Raw genomic sequence first — 16629 nt, forward strand, 5'->3', positions numbered from 1 at the left:
CCATGCTGAGCCGTACCGCGGATCATCTCTTCTGGATGGCGCGCTATACCGAACGCGCCGAAAACACCGCGCGCATGCTCGACGCGAACTATCAGCTTTCGCTCTTGCCGCAGTCCGACGAATATGCGGAACTGGGCTGGCGCGCGATGCTTTCCATCTCCGAACTAAGCGGCATCTATTCCGCCGCGCACCACGGCATGAAGAGCCACGAGGTCGTCGACTTCATGGCGCGGGACATGTCGAATCCCTCGTCCATCGTGAGTTGTCTGCGGGCTGCTCGCGAGAATGCACGCGCTGTACGCAGTTCGACGAACAGCGAGTTGTGGGAATCGCTCAATACGACGTGGCTCGACTGTCAGCGCATGCTGGCCGATGGCATTCTCGAGCGCGAGCCCTATACCTTCTTCGAGTGGGTGAAGTTTCGTTCGCATCTCTCGCGCGGGGTTCAGCTCGGCACGCTCGTCAAGGACGATGCGTTTTACTTCATGCGTCTCGGAACCTTCATCGAACGTGCGGATAATACGGCTCGCATTCTCGATGTGAAGTTCGAGATGATGGAGCAGCGCGCCGATACCTCCGCGCAGCCGTTCGATTATCACCACTGGACCGCCGTGCTGGGCTCGGTATCGGGCTTCGAGGTGTATCGCCGGGTGTATCGCGATGTCATTACCCCCGAGCGCGTTGCGGGCCTCTTGATCCTCTATGGCGAATGGCCGCGCTCGCTTGCGGCGAGCATTGCCGAAGCGGAGCTGCTCATCCGTCATGTCACCAAGGGTCGCGAGACCGAGGCGTCGCGCCTGGCGGCGCAGTTGAGCGCCGAGCTTAGAACGGGACGCATCAGCGAGATTCTGCAAGCGGGGCTGCACGCGTATCTTGTGAGCTTTCTCGCGCGCGTAAACGATCTTGCAGGCCGTATCAGCCGCGAGTTCCTCTTGCCTATCGCTCCCGAGACGCCGGAAGCGACTCAGGAGCCCTCGCAAACGCAGACGCAAACGCAGGGGACGGGTCAGTCGCAGAGCCAGTCGCAAGGCTCCGCTTGAACGCGTCCCTAGCGTTTCGACGCCGCCGCGACGACGCGATGCACGAAGCGCAGCTTGTCGATCACCGCCGGGGCGAGCGTGAACGGATAACCATCGGGCATGCCCAGGCTGCGGTTCAGGCTGTTGAGCACATAGGTCAACGGAAACCAGCGTTTCATCAGGTTATCGAAGGTGGTTTCCTCGACAGGCGTCTGGTCGGTAAGCGTCGGTTCATGCGGACTGTCGGGGACGAGCGCGAGGCCGCAGGACACGGCGGTATCGAGCGTATCGACGATATGCAGGTAATGCGCCCAGGTCTCGGCCCAGTCCTCCCACGGATGCATCGTGGCATAGCTGCTCACGAAGTTCTCTTCCCAGTTGGGAGGCGGTCCCTCGTTGTAATGGCGCTGGAGCGCGGCGTTGTAGTCCTGCTGCTCGTCGCCGAATGCAGTGCGATATGGCGCAATTCGCGCGGTGTCGCCAATCAGGCGATCGAAGAAATAGTGCCCTGTTTCATGGCGGAAATGACCGAGCAAGGTGCGATACGGCTCATGCAGATCGGCGCGCGTTTTCTCGCGATGCGCGTCGTCGGCTTCCGCGATGTTGAGCGTGATGATGCCGTTGTCGTGACCCGTCATCACGCCGTGGCCTTGCGAATCGCCTTCGAGAAAGCGGAATTCGAGGCCGCGTTCCGGGTCTTCCTGCCGCGAGATCACCGGCAGGCCGAGCTCGGAAAGCGTATAGAGCAAGCGCCGCTTGGCCGCCTCGATCCGATACCAGTAGGTGCGGTTGTCGGGATTGTCGAGGTTGGGAATGACGCTCGTGAGCTTGCAGGAGCAGCAGAGCGTTTCCGGCGAGTCGGCGGGAACCACCCAGTTGCAGACGTTCTCGACCTCGTAGTTATGACACGGGCGGTACAACATGTCTTTCGCGAGGGGATGCAGGCTTTTCCATTGGCCGTCGCCGGTTTCCTCGAATGCGCTGATCTGATTGAGTTCGGGCACGTAGCCAAGCCGCGCGCCGCAATTTTCGCAGTGTGTGTTCTCGAAGAACACGAGCTGATCGCAGCGGTTGCAGTGAAAAGTCTTCATCGTGATAGCCGGAAGGGGTGGAGTTCGCGTCGGAACCGACGCGGTGTTCGTGGATGCGCGCAGTCCACGCAATCATCGTGCCGCGTTAAGCGCTCTTCCCGCCTGGCGTTACAGCAACGCTAAACAACAGATAAGACGCGCACGATGCACTGTCCGTGTGCGGCGTCATTTGAATAAAAGGAGTCCGGTGTGTCCATTCGCGTCGCGTTGAACCATGTCACGCATTACCGTTATGACCGGCTCGTCGGGCTGTCGCCGCAAGTGGTGCGCTTGCGCCCGGCGCCGCATTGCCGCACGCCGATTCTGTCGTACTCGTTGAACGTCGAGCCCGAGGAACACTTCATCAACTGGCAGCAGGACGCGTTCGCCAATTATCAGGCGCGCCTTGTTTTCCCGGAGAAAACGCGCGAGTTCAAGGTGACGGTCGATCTCGTCGCCGAGATGGCGGTCTATAACCCGTTCGATTTCTTTCTCGAACCGTCCGCAGAAAAATTCCCGTTCGCCTACGCGCCGGATTTGCGCCACGACCTCGCACCCTACATGATCAAGCGCGAATTGACGCCGCGCTTTGCGGAGTTCATCGCGAGCATCGACCGTACGGAGACGCCGACCATCGACTTCATGGTCGGATTGAATCAACGTCTCGCCGATGAGATTCGCTACCTGATCCGCATGGAACCGGGCGTGCAGACGCCGGAGGAAACGCTCGTCAGCGCTGCCGGTTCGTGCCGCGATTCAGGCTGGCTGCTCGTCGAAACGCTGCGCCATCTGGGACTTGCAGCGCGCTTCGTCTCGGGCTATCTGCTGCAGCTCGCGCCGGATACGAAATCGCTCGACGGTCCGAGCGGCACGGAAGTCGACTTCACGGATCTGCATGCATGGTGCGAAGTGTTTCTGCCGGGCGCGGGCTGGATCGGTTTCGATCCGACCTCGGGCCTGCTCGCGGGAGAAGGCCACATTCCGGTGGCGTGCACGCCGGAGCCGGACAGCGCGGCGCCCGTTTCAGGTGCAGTCGATGAGAGCGAAGTCGAATTCACTCACACCATGACCATCACGCGCGTGCTGGAAACGCCGCGTGTGACGAAGCCTTACAGCGAGGAAGACTGGAGTGACGTGCTGCGCATGGGCGATCAGGTCGATGCGCAATTGAATGCTTCCGACGTGCGCCTGACGATGGGCGGCGAGCCGACCTATGTCGCCGTGCGCGACCGCGATGCGCCCGAATGGAACACCGACGCCCTTGGTCCGACCAAACGCGCCTACGCGGTCACGCTAATGGACAAGCTGCGCGCGGAGTACGGCGTGAACGGCTTCCTTCATATCGGCCAGGGCAAGTGGTATCCCGGCGAGCAGTTGCCGCGCTGGGCGCTGTCGCTATTCTGGCGTGCGGACGGCGAGCCGTGTTGGAGCGATCCCACGCTCTTCGCGGACGAACGCGAGCCCGCCAACTACACCGCCGAAGATGCCGAGCGCTTCATTCGCCATCTCGCGGGCAAGCTTTCCTTGGATGCAAAATACGTTCAGGCGGGCTACGAAGACAGTTGGTACTACCTGTGGCGCGAGCGTCGCCTGCCGGTCAACGTGGACCCGTTCGACTCGCGTCTCGACGACGAATTGGAGCGCGCACGGCTCTTCCGCGTGTTCGATTCCGGCTTGCCCTCGGTGACCGGCTACGCGCTGCCGATCGCCCGCGAAGCCGCCGACGGCACGCGTCCGGCGCACTGGGCGAGCGGCCCGTGGTTCTTCCGCGACGAGCGCATGTATCTGATTCCGGGCGATTCGCCGATGGGCTACCGCATGCCGCTCGATTCGCTGCCGTGGGTGGCTAAGAGCGACTATCCGTATCAGCACGAGCACGACCCGTTTGCGCCGTCCATGCCGTTGCGCCGGGCGGCTGAATTTCGCATGCAATATGCCGCCGACCGGGATTTTGAATCCGGTGTGCAAAATGCCGAGCCGGGCGCAGATGTTTTCGGCAGCGATGCGGCAGGTCCGGGGAAAGCATTGACCGGATCGTCAGCCTTGGGCGATGCATCGGCGTATTCGGCAAGTACTCGCATGCCCGAACGAGGCGAATCCGCGAAGTGGATCGCGCGTACCGCCGTGTGCGTCGAAGCACGCAATCCGGCGCGCGCCGCAGGTCCGAAAGCCGAAGCCGATGCGCTCAAGAAACACGGCAACGGCAACAAGCTCATGCATGTGTTCATGCCGCCGCTGACCTCGCTCGACGCATATCTCGACTTGCTCGCCGCCGTCGAAGCCACGGCCGCCGACCTGCGTATCCCGGTGATCGTCGAAGGCTATCCGCCGCCGCGCGACACGCGTCTGAAGGTGCTGCAAGTCACGCCCGATCCTGGTGTGATCGAGGTGAACATTCATCCGGCATCGAACTGGAAACAGCTCGTCGAGCACACCGAATTTCTTTATAACGCTGCGCACGAGACGTATCTGAGCCCGGAGAAGTTCATGCTCGACGGCCGTCACACTGGCACGGGCGGCGGCAACCACTTCGTCCTTGGCGGTGCGACTCCGCCCGATAGCCCGTTCCTGCGACGGCCCGATTTGCTCGCGAGCCTGATTGCCTATTGGCTCAACCATCCGTCGCTATCCACACTGTTCTCGGGTCTCTTTATCGGTCCGACGAGCCAGGCGCCGCGTGTCGACGAGGCGCGCAACGATCAGGTCTACGAGCTTGAAATTGCATTCAAGGAACTGCAACGCCAGCTCGATCTGCTGGGCGGTCGCGACAGCGCCACCGTGCCGCCGTGGCTCATCGATCGCATTCTGCGCAATATCCTGATCGATGTGACCGGCAACACGCACCGCGCGGAATTCTGCATCGACAAACTGTATTCGCCCGATGGTCCGACCGGCCGCCTCGGCCTGCTCGAACTGCGCGGCTTCGAAATGCCGCCGCACGCGCGCATGAGCCTCGTGCAGCAGCTTCTGCTGCGCGCGCTGGTCGCCCGCTTCTGGGAAAAGCCCTACACCGCGCGCCTTACGCGCTGGGGCACGGAGCTGCACGACCGCTTCATGCTCGGCAGTTTCGTGGAAATGGATTTCGAGGACGTGCTGGCCGACTTGCGCGAAGCCGGCTTCGCATTCGAGAAGAGCTGGTTCGATCCGCATTTTGAATTCCGTTTCCCGCTCGTCGGCGCCTACGACACCAATGGCATCGAACTGACGCTGCGCAATGCACTCGAACCGTGGCACGTGATGGGCGAGGAAGGTGCGATAGGCGGCACGGTGCGCTTCGTCGATTCTTCCGTCGAGCGGCTCGAAGTGCGGGCGCTCGGGCTCAACGGCGCCCGGCATGTCATTACCGTGAACGGCCGCCCCTTGCCGATGCAGCCCACGGGACGCGTCAGTGAATATGTGGCCGGCGTGCGCTTCAGAGCATGGTCGCAATCGGCGTCGCTGCATCCGACCATCGACGTGCATGCGCCGCTGACTTTCGATATCGTCGATACCTGGACGGGCCGCGCCATCGGCGGATGTCAGTATCATGTCGCGCATCCGGGCGGGCGCAATTATCAGACGTTCCCGGTGAATGCATACGAAGCGGAGAGCCGCCGGCGCGCGCGTTTCTTCGCGACGGGACATACGCCGGGCGCAACACAGATCGAGCCGCAGCAACGCAGCCTCGAATTCCCCTTCACGCTCGACCTGCGCTATCGTTAAGAAGCGCTCATTCACGGAACCAGACGATCTTGCCGTTTCAATCGACCTTGCCCTTCGACACGTCCGGTGCGCGTGTCGACGCACTCGCGCTGATGCGCACCTTGCCGGCGCGCGAAGGGCACTGGGACGAATTGCGCGATTCTTCCGGCCAGTTGCGCGAGCCCTGGCGCCAGTTTTTCGAATTGCTCGGTGAAGACGGTATCGAGCATCTGGATGAAGGCGTGGCCGCCGTTGCGCAGCAGATTCGCGACAACGACATCACGTACAACGTCTATGCCGATAACGGCGAGCCGCGCGCGTGGTCGCTCGACCTGCTGCCGCTTCTGATCGACGAAGAAGAGTGGGCCGTGATCGGACGCGGCGTCGCTCAGCGCGCGCGTCTCATGGAAGCGATCATGGCCGATATCTACGGCCCGCAGACGCTGCTGCATCGTGGTCTCTTGCCCACCGCGCTCGTGTTCGGACATCCTGGCTATCTGCGTCCCGTGAAGGGCTACGTACCGCCTGGCGGGCGCTTCCTGCAGATCGTCGCGGTCGATCTCGCGCGCACGCCGAAGGGCACATGGACGGTCATGGCGCATCGGACCGAGGCGCCTTCCGGCCTCGGTTATGCGCTCGAAAACCGGCTCATCGTCGCGAGTCTATTTGCCGATCCGTTTCGTGCCATGCGCGTGAGCCGTCTCGCGCCCGCTTATGCGCAACTCATCGCGACGCTCGCACGCGCCGCACGCGCCACCATGCGCGACGACGATGGCGAACACGAAGAGACTTCGCCCGATGCACCGCATATCGCGCTCTTGAGTCCCGGACCATTCAGCGAGACTTACTTCGAGCACGTGTTCCTTGCGCGCTATCTGGGCGTGACGCTCGTGGAAGGCAAGGATCTGACGGTGCGGCATGACAAGCTCTATCTCAAGACGCTCGCGGGTTTGTCGAGAGTGCATGCAATATTACGGCGGCTCGACGACGCATTTTGTGATCCAGTCGAGTTGCGCGGCGACTCGACCATCGGCGTGCCGGGACTGCTGCAGGTCATGCGCGCGGGCAACGTGATGGTGTCCAACGTGCCGGGGGCGGGCTTCACCGAATCTCCCGCGCTCAATGCATTCCTGCCGGGTATCGCCGATGCCTTGCTCGATGAGTCGCTCGACTTGCCGACCGTGCCGACGTGGTGGTGCGGCGAGCCCGCCGCACGCGAGGAAGCATTCGAGCAACTGGACCGAGCGTTGCTCGCGCCGACGTGGCCGGGCGCGCAAACCGACCATCCGCCGGGCATCGACGCGGGCGTGCAGGACCTGGCGGAATGGCGCGAACGGATTGAACGCTCGCCGGATGTTTTCACCGTGCAGGAGAACCTGCAGTTTTCGAGCGCACCGCGTTTCAATGATGGCGCGTTGGGTTCGCGTCCCTGTGTGCTGCGCGTGTATGCCATTGCGAACATCGACGGCGGCTTCAGCGTCGTGCCGGGCGGCTTCACGCGGCTTGCCGCGGACCGGCGAGCCACGGTGTCCATGCAGTTCGGCGGCAGCAGCGTGGATACGTGGGTGCTGTCGAGTCAACCGGTGCCGGCCGCATCGCTGTTGCCTTCGCCGATGAAACCGGGCGACGTGCGCGCGCGCCGCACGGTGTCGAGCCGCGCGGCAGAAAATCTTTTTTGGGCGGGCCGCTACAGCGAGCGCTCGGAGAACAACGTGCGCCTGTGCCGCCTGCTTTTGGGCACGCTCGAAGTCAACGACAACGGCGATCTGTTCCCGACGCTTGCCGACTTCGCGGCGCAATGCGGCCTGATTCCATCGATCGATACGCCCGCGCGCAGTTCTCCGCAAGCCTTCGAGCGCGCATTGGTGATGGGTCTTGCAAACCGGTCGACGAGCATCGGCGGCAATCTCGCGGATCAGGCGCGCGCCTCGGGCGAAATTCGCGACCGTCTTTCCAACGATCATTGGCGCAACATTCTCGCGTCGCGCAACGATTTCCGCGATGCCCTCGCGCTGCTTGCGCTGCCTTCGGCGAGCGGAAGTCCGAATGCGAGCGGAAGCGGCGAGTCCGCGCCGCCGGTCAGCAGGCACTACGACCGCGTAATGCTCGCGAATGCGCTCGAACATCTGGCGACGCAGCTATCCGCCATCAGCGGTGCGCAAGGCGACCGCATGACGCGCGACGAAGCGTGGCGGCTGCTCTTCATTGGCCGGCATATCGAACGCGTCGCGAACATGGCGAGCTTCGTGCGCGTGGCTGCCGAGCACGGCACGTTGACCACACCGGCAGGCTTCGACTTGTTGCTGCAGCTTTTCGACAGCACGTTAACGTATCGATCACGCTATCCGGGACGGCTGGAAGTGCCGGCGCTCATCGACATGATCGTGCTGGATGAAACCAATCCGCGCGGCCTCGTCGGCGTGTATGTCCGCTTGCGCAAAAAGCTCGATGAAATCGCAGCGGCGGCGGGCGGCGCGCGTCGAACGCATTTTGCATTCATCATGCCGCATGCAGAATCATTTCCGAGTCTCGAGTCGCTTTGCGAGACGGACGAAGACGGCCACTTCGCCAATCTGATCGAACTGTGCGACCGGCTCGTGAGTGCCGTGGGCGTGGCTTCGAACGAGGTAAGCGCGCGTTACTTCAGCCATGCGAACACGCTGGCCTCGCAGGTATCTTCATGACCGTATCCAACAACCCCGAAGCCACGACACTCGCGGTAACGCATCGCACCACGTATCGTTATTCGACGCCTGTCGAGATCGCGCAGCATCTCGCGGTGATTCGCCCATTGCATTGCCCGTGGCAACAGGTGATCGCGCATACGGAGCGGATCGAGCCGGTGCCGTCCTATGTGCACAGCCGAGTCGATGCGTTCGGCAACGACGTGCTGTACTTTTCGCTCGATGCGCCGCACGAGCGTCTTTCGATGACGAGCGAGACCACGGTGCGGCTCGTGCCGCGCTGGAATGCGTTCGATCCCGCCGAAACGCCGCCGTGGGAAAAGGTCGTGCAGCGCCTGCAATACCACGCGGGCGCGCGGTTCTTCGCGGAGAGCGAGTTTTGCTATGCGTCGCCGAACATCGCGCTCGATCAGGCGTTGCGCGAGTACGGCGCACAGAGCTTCGAGGCCGACACACCGCTCGTCGTGGGTGCAATCGATCTGATGCATCGCATTCATGCGGATTTTGAGTACCGCCCGTCGTCGACTGCGTTCGATACACCCGCCACGCGCGCCTTCGACTTGGGTCACGGCGTATGCCAGGACTTCGCGCAGGTGATGATCGGTTGCCTGCGCTCGCTCGGCTTGCCGGCGCGCTACGTGAGCGGTTACTTGCGCAACGACCCGCCGCCGGGCCAGACCCGGCTGATCGGCGCGGATGCCTCGCACGCATGGGTTTCAGTGCATTGTCCGCAGAGCGGCTGGGTCGATCTCGATCCGACCAACGACGTGCTGGCGGATCTCGATCACATCACGCTTTCCACGGGGCGTGACTACACGGACGTGTCGTTATTGCGCGGGATGATTCTCGGCGGCGGGTCGCACCACATAGACGTGGCGGTGAACGTGCTGGCGTTGTAAGTCTGGCATTCTGCATTCAACAGACCGCATGCAGAATGCCCTATTCATCAGCGCACTCATTCGCCTTCTGGGAAGTCCGCGCCCAGCGTCACCGCTTCCCAGCCATCGAAGTCCTTGCGCAGGGCTTCGACTTTCAAGCGCGCGTTGGTGAGCGCGGCCTTGCCGAGCAAGAGCCGCAACGGCGGATTGTCGCTTTCGACCGCCTTGATGATCGCTTCGGCGGCACGCACCGGATCGCCCGGTTGCTTGCCGCTGTAGTTGCGCACCATATCGACGCGCGCCTTCGCGGTCTCGGCGTAATCGGCGATGGTATGCGGCGCCTGATTCGCCGAGCGGCCCGCCCAGTCGGTGCGAAACGGTCCCGGCTCGACGATGAGCACCTTGATGCCGAGCGGCTTTACTTCTTGCGACAGAGATTCCGACAAGCCTTCGACCGCGAACTTCGTCGCATGATAGAAGCTGATGCCCGGGAACGCGATGATCCCGCCGACCGACGAAATATTCACGATGGTCCCGCTCTTTTTCGCGCGCATGCCCGGTAGCACGGCTTGGGTCATATCGACCAAGCCCCAGACGTTGATTTCAAACATCTTGCGCACTTCTTCGCTTTCGCTTTCTTCCAGCGAGCCGAAGTAGCCGATGCCCGCGTTATTCACGAGCACGTCGATGCGGCCGAACTTGGCCGTCGCATCGCGCACTGCGGCTTTGACCTGAGCAGGGTCGGTGACATCGAGCGTGAGCGCAAGCGCCAGATCGCCGTACTCCTTTGCAAGATCTTCGACGGCCGCGACGTTGCGCGCGGTGATCACGGTCGGGTAGCCGAGGCCCAGGGTCTTGGCGGCGAGTTCACGGCCGAAGCCGGTCGAACATCCGGTAATGAACCAGACGGGTTTGTCAGCGGTTGTTGCCATGTGCGATTCTCCGTTAGAAAACGTTGTTTCATGAGCAATTCGCGAGCATGATCCATTCCCCGCTTGTGCGACAGCGTCTAGAGATTCAAGCCCTTATAAGCGCCGCTGACAGACAAAGACTTCAAAGCGCCTGACGAATCAGCATATCGACGCTTGGCCTATGTTCGATGTCTTGCTGCGAAGTCGCGAGCCCGTCACGCTCATCGCGAAGAAAGTCGATGAAGGCGCGCAGCTTCGGCGCGACATGACGGCGGTCCGGGTAATACAGCGTATAGCCGGGCAGTGGCGGGCTCCAGTCGGCGAGGAGGCGCACGAGCCGGCCTTCCTCGATGAATCGCTCGATATAACCATTGATCATATAAGCGATGCCGATGCCATCCAGCGCCGATTGCACGAGCGCAGCCGAGTCATTGAGAATGAGCCGACCCGTCACGACGAGATCGAGCGATTCGCCATTCTTCCTGAAGCTCCAGCGCTCGATCTGTCCGGTGCTGATCAGACGAAAGCTTATACAGTCGTGCGCCGCCAGATCATGCGGATGCTTCGGAACGCCGCGCCGTGCAAGATAGTCAGGCGATGCGACGATATGCGCTTCGATGGGCGGCCCGATCCGTACGGCCACCATATCGCGCTCGACACGATCGCCAAAACGAATGCCCGCGTCGAAGCCGCGCGCCACGATATCGACGAGCGAATTGTCGATGCACAGGTCGACGCGAATCTCCGGATAACGATCGAGAAAGCGGCGTAACACGGGCTGCAGCACGATCATATGACCCGAGCGCGCCACCGTTATGCGCAAGGTTCCGGACGGTCGTTCGGCCGCCGCGCCGAGTTCTTCCGAAGCGAGCGCGAGTTCGCGCACTGCGGGCAAGACGCGTTCGAAGAATTTTTCTCCGGCTTCGGTAAGGCTCACGCCGCGCGTATTGCGCGAGAACAACGCGAGGCCCACGCGCTTCTCAAGTGTGCGAATAGCCTGACTTACGGCGGAAGGCGACACGCCAAGCCGCACGGCAGCGGCGGAAAAGCCCTTTTCCTCGGCTACCGCGACGAACGTCATGATGCCGTCCAACTGATCCTGATGCATGCACGCATTCCTCGAACGAATATCGGCGCTTCCTTGCAAGCCACGCGAGCTTGAACATCTGGTAAAGGCGCTTCGAAGCAGGGCATGTTAGCAGCAGCGGACGCTACCGGCAGGAGTGAAGGGATGCGTCAAGCACGAATTGCCATGCAGGCTTTTAAGGCTGGCTGAAAGCGCGCCGGGGCTGCATGCGCTAAGGTAGAGGGCTTGGTTGCCTACACGCTTGTTCGCCTTGAATGGAGAATCACACGATGGAATACGTGAAACTAGGCTCGACCGGACTCGAGGTCTCGCGCCTGTGTCTTGGCTGCATGACGTTCGGTGTGCCGGAGCGCGGCACGCATCCATGGACGCTCGACGAAGAAAAGAGCCGCCCGATCATTCAGCACGCGCTGGACGCGGGCATCAACTTCTTCGATACCGCCAATACCTATTCGGATGGCACATCGGAAGAGATTGTCGGCCGCGCATTGCGCGACTTCACGCGACGCGACGACATCGTGATCGCAACGAAGGTCTTCAATCGCATGCGTCCCGGTGCGAACGGTGGTGGCTTGTCGCGCAAGGCTATCTTCAACGAGATCGATAACAGCTTGCGCAGACTCGGAACGGATTACGTCGATCTCTACCAGATTCATCGATGGGACTACACGACGCCGATCGAGGAAACCCTCGAAGCGCTGCATGATGTCGTCAAGGCGGGCAAGGCGCGTTATATCGGTGCGTCTTCAATGTATGCGTGGCAGTTCAGCAAGTCGCTGTATCTTTCGCGTGCCAAAGGATGGACCGAGTTCAAGACCATGCAGAACCACTTGAACCTGCTGTATCGCGAAGAAGAGCGGGAGATGCTGCCGCTTTGCGTGGATCAGGGCATCGGCGTATTGCCGTGGAGTCCGCTTGCACGAGGACGCCTGACGCGGGACTGGGATGCGACCAGCGCAAGACAAGAGTCGGATGCATTCGGCAGCACGCTGTATCGAACGGACGATGCGGACCGTGCAGTGGTCGAAGCCGTTGCCGCCGTCGCTCAAGCGCGTGGAGTACCGCGTGCGCAGGTTGCATTGGCTTGGGTTGCGCAGAAGACGCCTGTGAGTGCGCCGATCATCGGTGCGTCCAAGGTAGGACATATCGACGATGCGGTTGCTGCGCTCGAATTGAACCTGACCGACGAGGAAATCGCGCAGCTCGAAAAGCCTTACGTGCCGCACGCGGTGGCCGGGTTCAAGTAAGCGTTTCGGCGTCAATGGCTGCGTTGTCCATGAGATGACGCAGCCATCGTCGAGGATGCTAAACCTCGCTCGCGGCTTTTCGCGTGACGGCCGAAAGGCGCGACCTGACGAAGCCGATATGTTCGCGCAAAACGTAAAGCGCATCGGCATACGCAAGCGGCACTTTGAGCGTGTTCAACGACTCCTCGATGTAATCGAGTTCGACCAGCAAGCCCTTGCGCTCTTCATCGTTCGACATTCGCATGGCGCCGCGTTCGACCGCCAGCAACGCGCCGTAGTAACGATAGATTCGCGACCTCACGCGCCATCGATATAAGCCTGGCACGATCCGCAGCGCCGGAAAAATCAGCACCGCCACGGGCAGCAACAACACGAGCGCGCGATCCGCGATATTCGCAAGCCAGAACGGCAGCACGCGGTAAAAGAAGCCCTTGCCGGAATGGTAATAACGGTTGGCGTCCTCGCTGATCGGAAACTCATGCGCGACGAAATTCGGAAACTGTCCGCCGCGTTGCAAGAGCCCGGGCTTGCCATGCACTTCCTGCGCGGCTTCGATCAATAGATCGGATAGCGCGGGATGCAGCGTTGGACGCGCGACGAGTTCGACGGTTGGCGCAACCAGATGCACGGTCTCGGACGGCACGCGACGGCCCAGATCGAGCACGCCTGGCGGCAGATCGATCTCATCGAGATAGGGAAAAACACGCGTATAAGCGCGCGCTTCCTGAAAGTCCATTACCGAGACGCCAGGTACTTTCAAAATGCGCAGCATGAGTGCGCGTGTGGCGGAATCGCCGCTTAGAAAGACGGCATCGACCTGATTGCTGACGAGTTGCGTGGCCGCGTCCAGGCCGTCTGTTGCAAATAGCTCCGTGCTTCCACCTGGTCTGATGCCATTCGCTTCGAGCAGCTTGAGCGACAGCATGCGCGTGCCGCTGCCTTCACGGCCGATTGCAATGCGCTTGCCTTCGAGTTGAGAAAGCTGCGTCAGCCCCTTGCCGCGATAGAACACGACGAGCGGGACATACGACACGCTGCCGAGCGATATCAACGATGACGCATGCTCCTTGCTCGCCACGCCACCCTGCACGAGCGCGAGATCGATTCTCTCCTTCGGATCGAGCAGACGATGCAGGTTCTGCACCGAGCCATCCGATGGCATTACCTTGAGCGTGACGCCGTTTCTCGCGAGGATCTTCGCGTACTCTTCCGCGTAATAGTAGAACGAGCTGTCGGTTTGTCCCGCGCTTATGGTGATGGTGCGAGGCGGCGCGGGATCGAGGAGCCAGAAGACCAGCGCCCCGGCGATGGCAAGCGCAAGCACGACAGGCCCGGCAGTCCAGGTGAGATCGTGCAGCATGCTATGCGTATGTTCGTGTGGCAGGTACGGGCGCTTCGCGTCTTGCCGCTTCATGAGTGAGCGATCCTGAAGGTCCGGCAAGCACAGGCATGATTGACCATGGCGAGTCTCGTTGATGAGCGGCGTTGACCCGCAGTGTACCGCTTACAGGCGGTAAGGCATGCCCGTCATGCCCGTCATGCTCGCCGCATCACGCCCAATGCGCGGGCACCCAGAATCTGCCGACCCAGTGCGCGGGAACCCACACGGCAGGGCGCGGCGCCGGTGCGACATAAACCGTCGCTGCGGGCGGCGGCGCAGTCGCGACGACGGGCGCTGCGATCACCGTCGTCGTGCTGGCCGTTACGGTGCCACCCGTGACCACGGTGGCGCCGTGCGAGCCGCTGCTGGCCACATAAGCACCCGACGTACCCGATGTCACCACGACGCCCGGCGCGACGCTCGTAGCGCTTCCTGAGTGCGTTACGCTGCCGCCGTTCGCGGTGTTCACCGTGCCCGAGCGATTGCAGGTGTAGCCCGCGCAATTCGTGGATGCATTATGCGTCGAGGTGTTGCCGTTGGGTCCGGTCACCGACCCCGTCGATGAGTACTGACCGACGCCGTTGCGCGTGACGGTGCTGTCGGTGGTGGTGGTCTTGCCGTTCGGCGTAGTCATGTTGCCGGTGTGATTGCAGCTGCCGCCCGCGCAGTTCGTATCGCCGGAGTGCTGCACGGATCGTCCTTCCGGACCCACGGCGGTGCCCGAGTTCGCGAACTGCCCGGTGCCGGTTCGCGTGACCGTGCCGGTGTTGGTCGCCACGCCGCCCCACGGATTCATGTAGCCGCCGGCATGCGAGCAACTACCGCCACCGCATGAACCCGCGTGCGCGCCGTTATATTCGCCACGGCCGGTGTAGGCGGAGCCTGAGCGTGTCCAGCCCGCGAAGGCCGAGCTGCTTGCAAATGCGAGCGCCGCGGTGGTGACAATCACGAGTACATGACGCAGCGCGCGAGCAGTCGCATGCGTGCCGGATGGGTTCGATACGGTGATGTCTGATCTGCTTTTCACGGGATGTCCCTTCGATTCGTGGGTGGCGATGCAGATCACTATAGGGAAAACGTCTCGCGCGGTCTCTTCCGAACTTATTTCACGAGATGTCGCGCCGACGCGAAATCGCGCTTTGCGTCACACTAGGGCCTCTTCGTTAGCAGCAGAGCCATTCATCATGTCTATCGCGTCTACTTCTTCTTCGATCCGCATCGCCATACTCGACGACTACCAAAATGTCGCACTCAAGCTCGCAGACTGGTCGCCGCTCGAAGGCCGCGCCGAGATCACCGTCTTCAACGATCACATCGCCGAGCGCGATGCCTTGCTCAAGCGCCTCGAACCCTTCGATGTCATCTGCGCCATGCGCGAGCGCACGCCGCTCACGCGCGACATCATCGAGCATTTGCCAAGGCTCAAGCTGATCGCATCGACGGGTGCGGCGAATGCATCCATCGATCTCGACGCAGCTGGCGACCGTGGCGTCGAGGTCAGGCACACGGGTTACTCGTCGACAGCCACTATCGAGTTCACCTGGGCGCTCATCCTCGCGACGATGCGCAACATTCCCGCCGAGAATCGTTCGTTGCAAAGCGGCGGATGGCAGGTTGGCCTCGGCACCGAACTCGCGGGCAAGACGCTCGGGCTTCTGGGTCTCGGGCGTATTGGTTCGGCAGTCGGCGTGATCGGCCGCGCGTTTGGCATGAACGTGATCGCGTGGAGCCAGAACCTTACCGAGGAACGCGCGCAAGAGAAAGGCGTGCAGCGCGTCGATAAGGAAACGCTCTTTCGCACGTCGGACCTGGTGTCCATTCACTTGCGGCTATCGGAGCGCACGCGGCATCTCGTGAGCGCGCCTGAATTCGCGCTGATGAAGCCGACGGCGCGGCTCGTGAATACGTCGCGCGGGCCTATCGTCGATCATGCCGCCTTGCTCGATGCACTCACGTCGAAGCGAATCGCAGGCGCGGGGCTCGACGTGTATGACGAAGAACCGCTCGCCGCGGACGATCCACTGCGCTCGCTGCAGAACGTGCTTGCAACGCCGCATATCGGCTATGTCACGGAAGAGTTGTATCGCACGTTCTATAAAGACACGGTGCGCAATATCGTCGAATGGATGGATGCAACCAAGGCGTAGTCATGGTTGCTTCGGCGGCTGCGGATTGCGTGCAGGGTTCGTATCGATCTTTCTGATCTCGCTGATCGCTTCGCTGTTCAGCGCGATCAGGTCGGCTTCGAGTGCATCGGCGAGCCGCTTGTCATAGACCTCTTGCCCTTGCACATGGAAGGTGAACCACTCGATGTACTTGGCCTTCTTCACCGGGTCTTCAATGGTGTCGCGCGTCCATTGATAGAGCGGATAGTGTTCCGTTCCCTCGCGTTCCGCTTCGGCGACGTAGCCCGCGAAGGCATCGAACTGACATTGCAACTCGGCGTCATGCGTTCGCAATAGCGAAGCGAGCGGCGCGAGCGCAACGTCATCCATGTTTTGGCGAGCCTTCGTCGCATAGTCCGGCGCGAGCCTGATTCTTACCTGATATTGCCATGCATCGCTCATGATGCGCTTCTCCCTTTAGTCCTTTCAGATTCGAAAGCCGTTACGCGAACTGCGCGCGTGTCTCGCTTCAAATACACTACACTTCCTCTCGCATCGTCAGAAGC

At 61.7% G+C, this 16629-nt stretch carries 12 protein-coding genes; 6 read left to right on the forward strand and 6 right to left on the reverse strand.

Translation table 11 applies throughout. The features are described from left to right. Positions 1–2 precede the first annotated feature (2 nt). Entirely contained in the window at positions 3–1040 is a 1038-nt protein-coding gene (locus NCR98_RS25395) for an alpha-E domain-containing protein (RefSeq protein WP_250469366.1), read from the forward strand. Positions 1041–1048: 8 nt separating this feature from the next. On the opposite strand, the gene NCR98_RS25400 is transcribed toward NCR98_RS25395, so the two are convergent. After that, positions 1049–2110 carry a zinc-binding metallopeptidase family protein gene (locus NCR98_RS25400; RefSeq protein ID WP_244830786.1) on the reverse strand — a complete coding sequence of 354 codons (1062 nt, stop codon included), beginning with the start codon at positions 2108–2110 and terminating at the stop codon, positions 1049–1051. 189 nt (positions 2111–2299) lie between these two features. On the opposite strand from NCR98_RS25400, the gene NCR98_RS25405 reads away from it, so the two are divergent. From NCR98_RS25405 to NCR98_RS25415, 3 genes are read left to right on the forward strand one after another with little or no spacing between them, the layout of a single operon-like run. Continuing rightward, positions 2300–5791, forward strand: a complete 3492-nt coding sequence (locus tag NCR98_RS25405; protein WP_250527673.1) for a transglutaminase family protein — start codon at positions 2300–2302, stop codon at positions 5789–5791. A 29-nt stretch (positions 5792–5820) separates the two neighbouring features. Continuing rightward, the gene (locus tag NCR98_RS25410) at positions 5821–8454 is read left to right on the forward strand and encodes a circularly permuted type 2 ATP-grasp protein (protein ID WP_250527674.1); all 2634 of its coding nucleotides are present in this window, start codon (positions 5821–5823) and stop codon (positions 8452–8454) included. Then, entirely contained in the window at positions 8451–9353 is a 903-nt protein-coding gene (locus NCR98_RS25415; protein ID WP_250469370.1) for a transglutaminase family protein, read from the forward strand. The genes NCR98_RS25410 and NCR98_RS25415 overlap by 4 nt, the downstream gene beginning before the upstream one ends. Positions 9354–9409: 56 nt before the next feature. On the opposite strand, the gene NCR98_RS25420 is transcribed toward NCR98_RS25415, so the two are convergent. Then, positions 9410–10264 (reverse strand): oxidoreductase, encoded by an 855-nt coding sequence (locus NCR98_RS25420; protein WP_250469371.1) that lies wholly within the window; start codon positions 10262–10264, stop codon positions 9410–9412. Positions 10265–10385: 121 nt separating this feature from the next. Continuing rightward, complete coding sequence (locus NCR98_RS25425) at positions 10386–11351, reverse strand: LysR family transcriptional regulator (protein ID WP_250527675.1); 966 nt, start codon at positions 11349–11351, stop codon at positions 10386–10388. 248 nt (positions 11352–11599) lie between these two features. On the opposite strand from NCR98_RS25425, the gene NCR98_RS25430 reads away from it, so the two are divergent. Beyond that, positions 11600–12577: an aldo/keto reductase gene (locus NCR98_RS25430; protein ID WP_244830776.1), complete on the forward strand. Its 978-nt coding sequence runs from the start codon at positions 11600–11602 to the stop codon at positions 12575–12577. Positions 12578–12635: 58 nt separating this feature from the next. Here NCR98_RS25430 and NCR98_RS25435 read toward each other — a convergent pair whose 3' ends face one another. After that, complete coding sequence (locus NCR98_RS25435) at positions 12636–13991, reverse strand: TAXI family TRAP transporter solute-binding subunit (protein ID WP_250527676.1); 1356 nt, start codon at positions 13989–13991, stop codon at positions 12636–12638. 136 nt (positions 13992–14127) lie between these two features. Continuing rightward, positions 14128–14985: a hypothetical protein gene (locus NCR98_RS25440; RefSeq protein WP_250527677.1), complete on the reverse strand. Its 858-nt coding sequence runs from the start codon at positions 14983–14985 to the stop codon at positions 14128–14130. A 157-nt stretch (positions 14986–15142) separates the two neighbouring features. Here NCR98_RS25440 and NCR98_RS25445 point away from each other — a divergent pair, with 157 nt between their 5' ends. Continuing rightward, the gene (locus tag NCR98_RS25445; protein ID WP_250494581.1) at positions 15143–16105 is read left to right on the forward strand and encodes a D-2-hydroxyacid dehydrogenase family protein; all 963 of its coding nucleotides are present in this window, start codon (positions 15143–15145) and stop codon (positions 16103–16105) included. On the opposite strand, the gene NCR98_RS25450 is transcribed toward NCR98_RS25445, so the two are convergent. Beyond that, on the reverse strand, positions 16106–16525 hold the full coding sequence (locus NCR98_RS25450; RefSeq protein WP_250511055.1) for a hypothetical protein: 420 nt from the start codon (positions 16523–16525) through the stop codon (positions 16106–16108). It lies immediately after the preceding gene. Positions 16526–16629: the final 104 nt, after the last annotated feature.

The organism is Caballeronia sp. GAWG2-1 (assembly GCF_023631405.1).
Classification (GTDB): domain Bacteria; phylum Pseudomonadota; class Gammaproteobacteria; order Burkholderiales; family Burkholderiaceae; genus Caballeronia.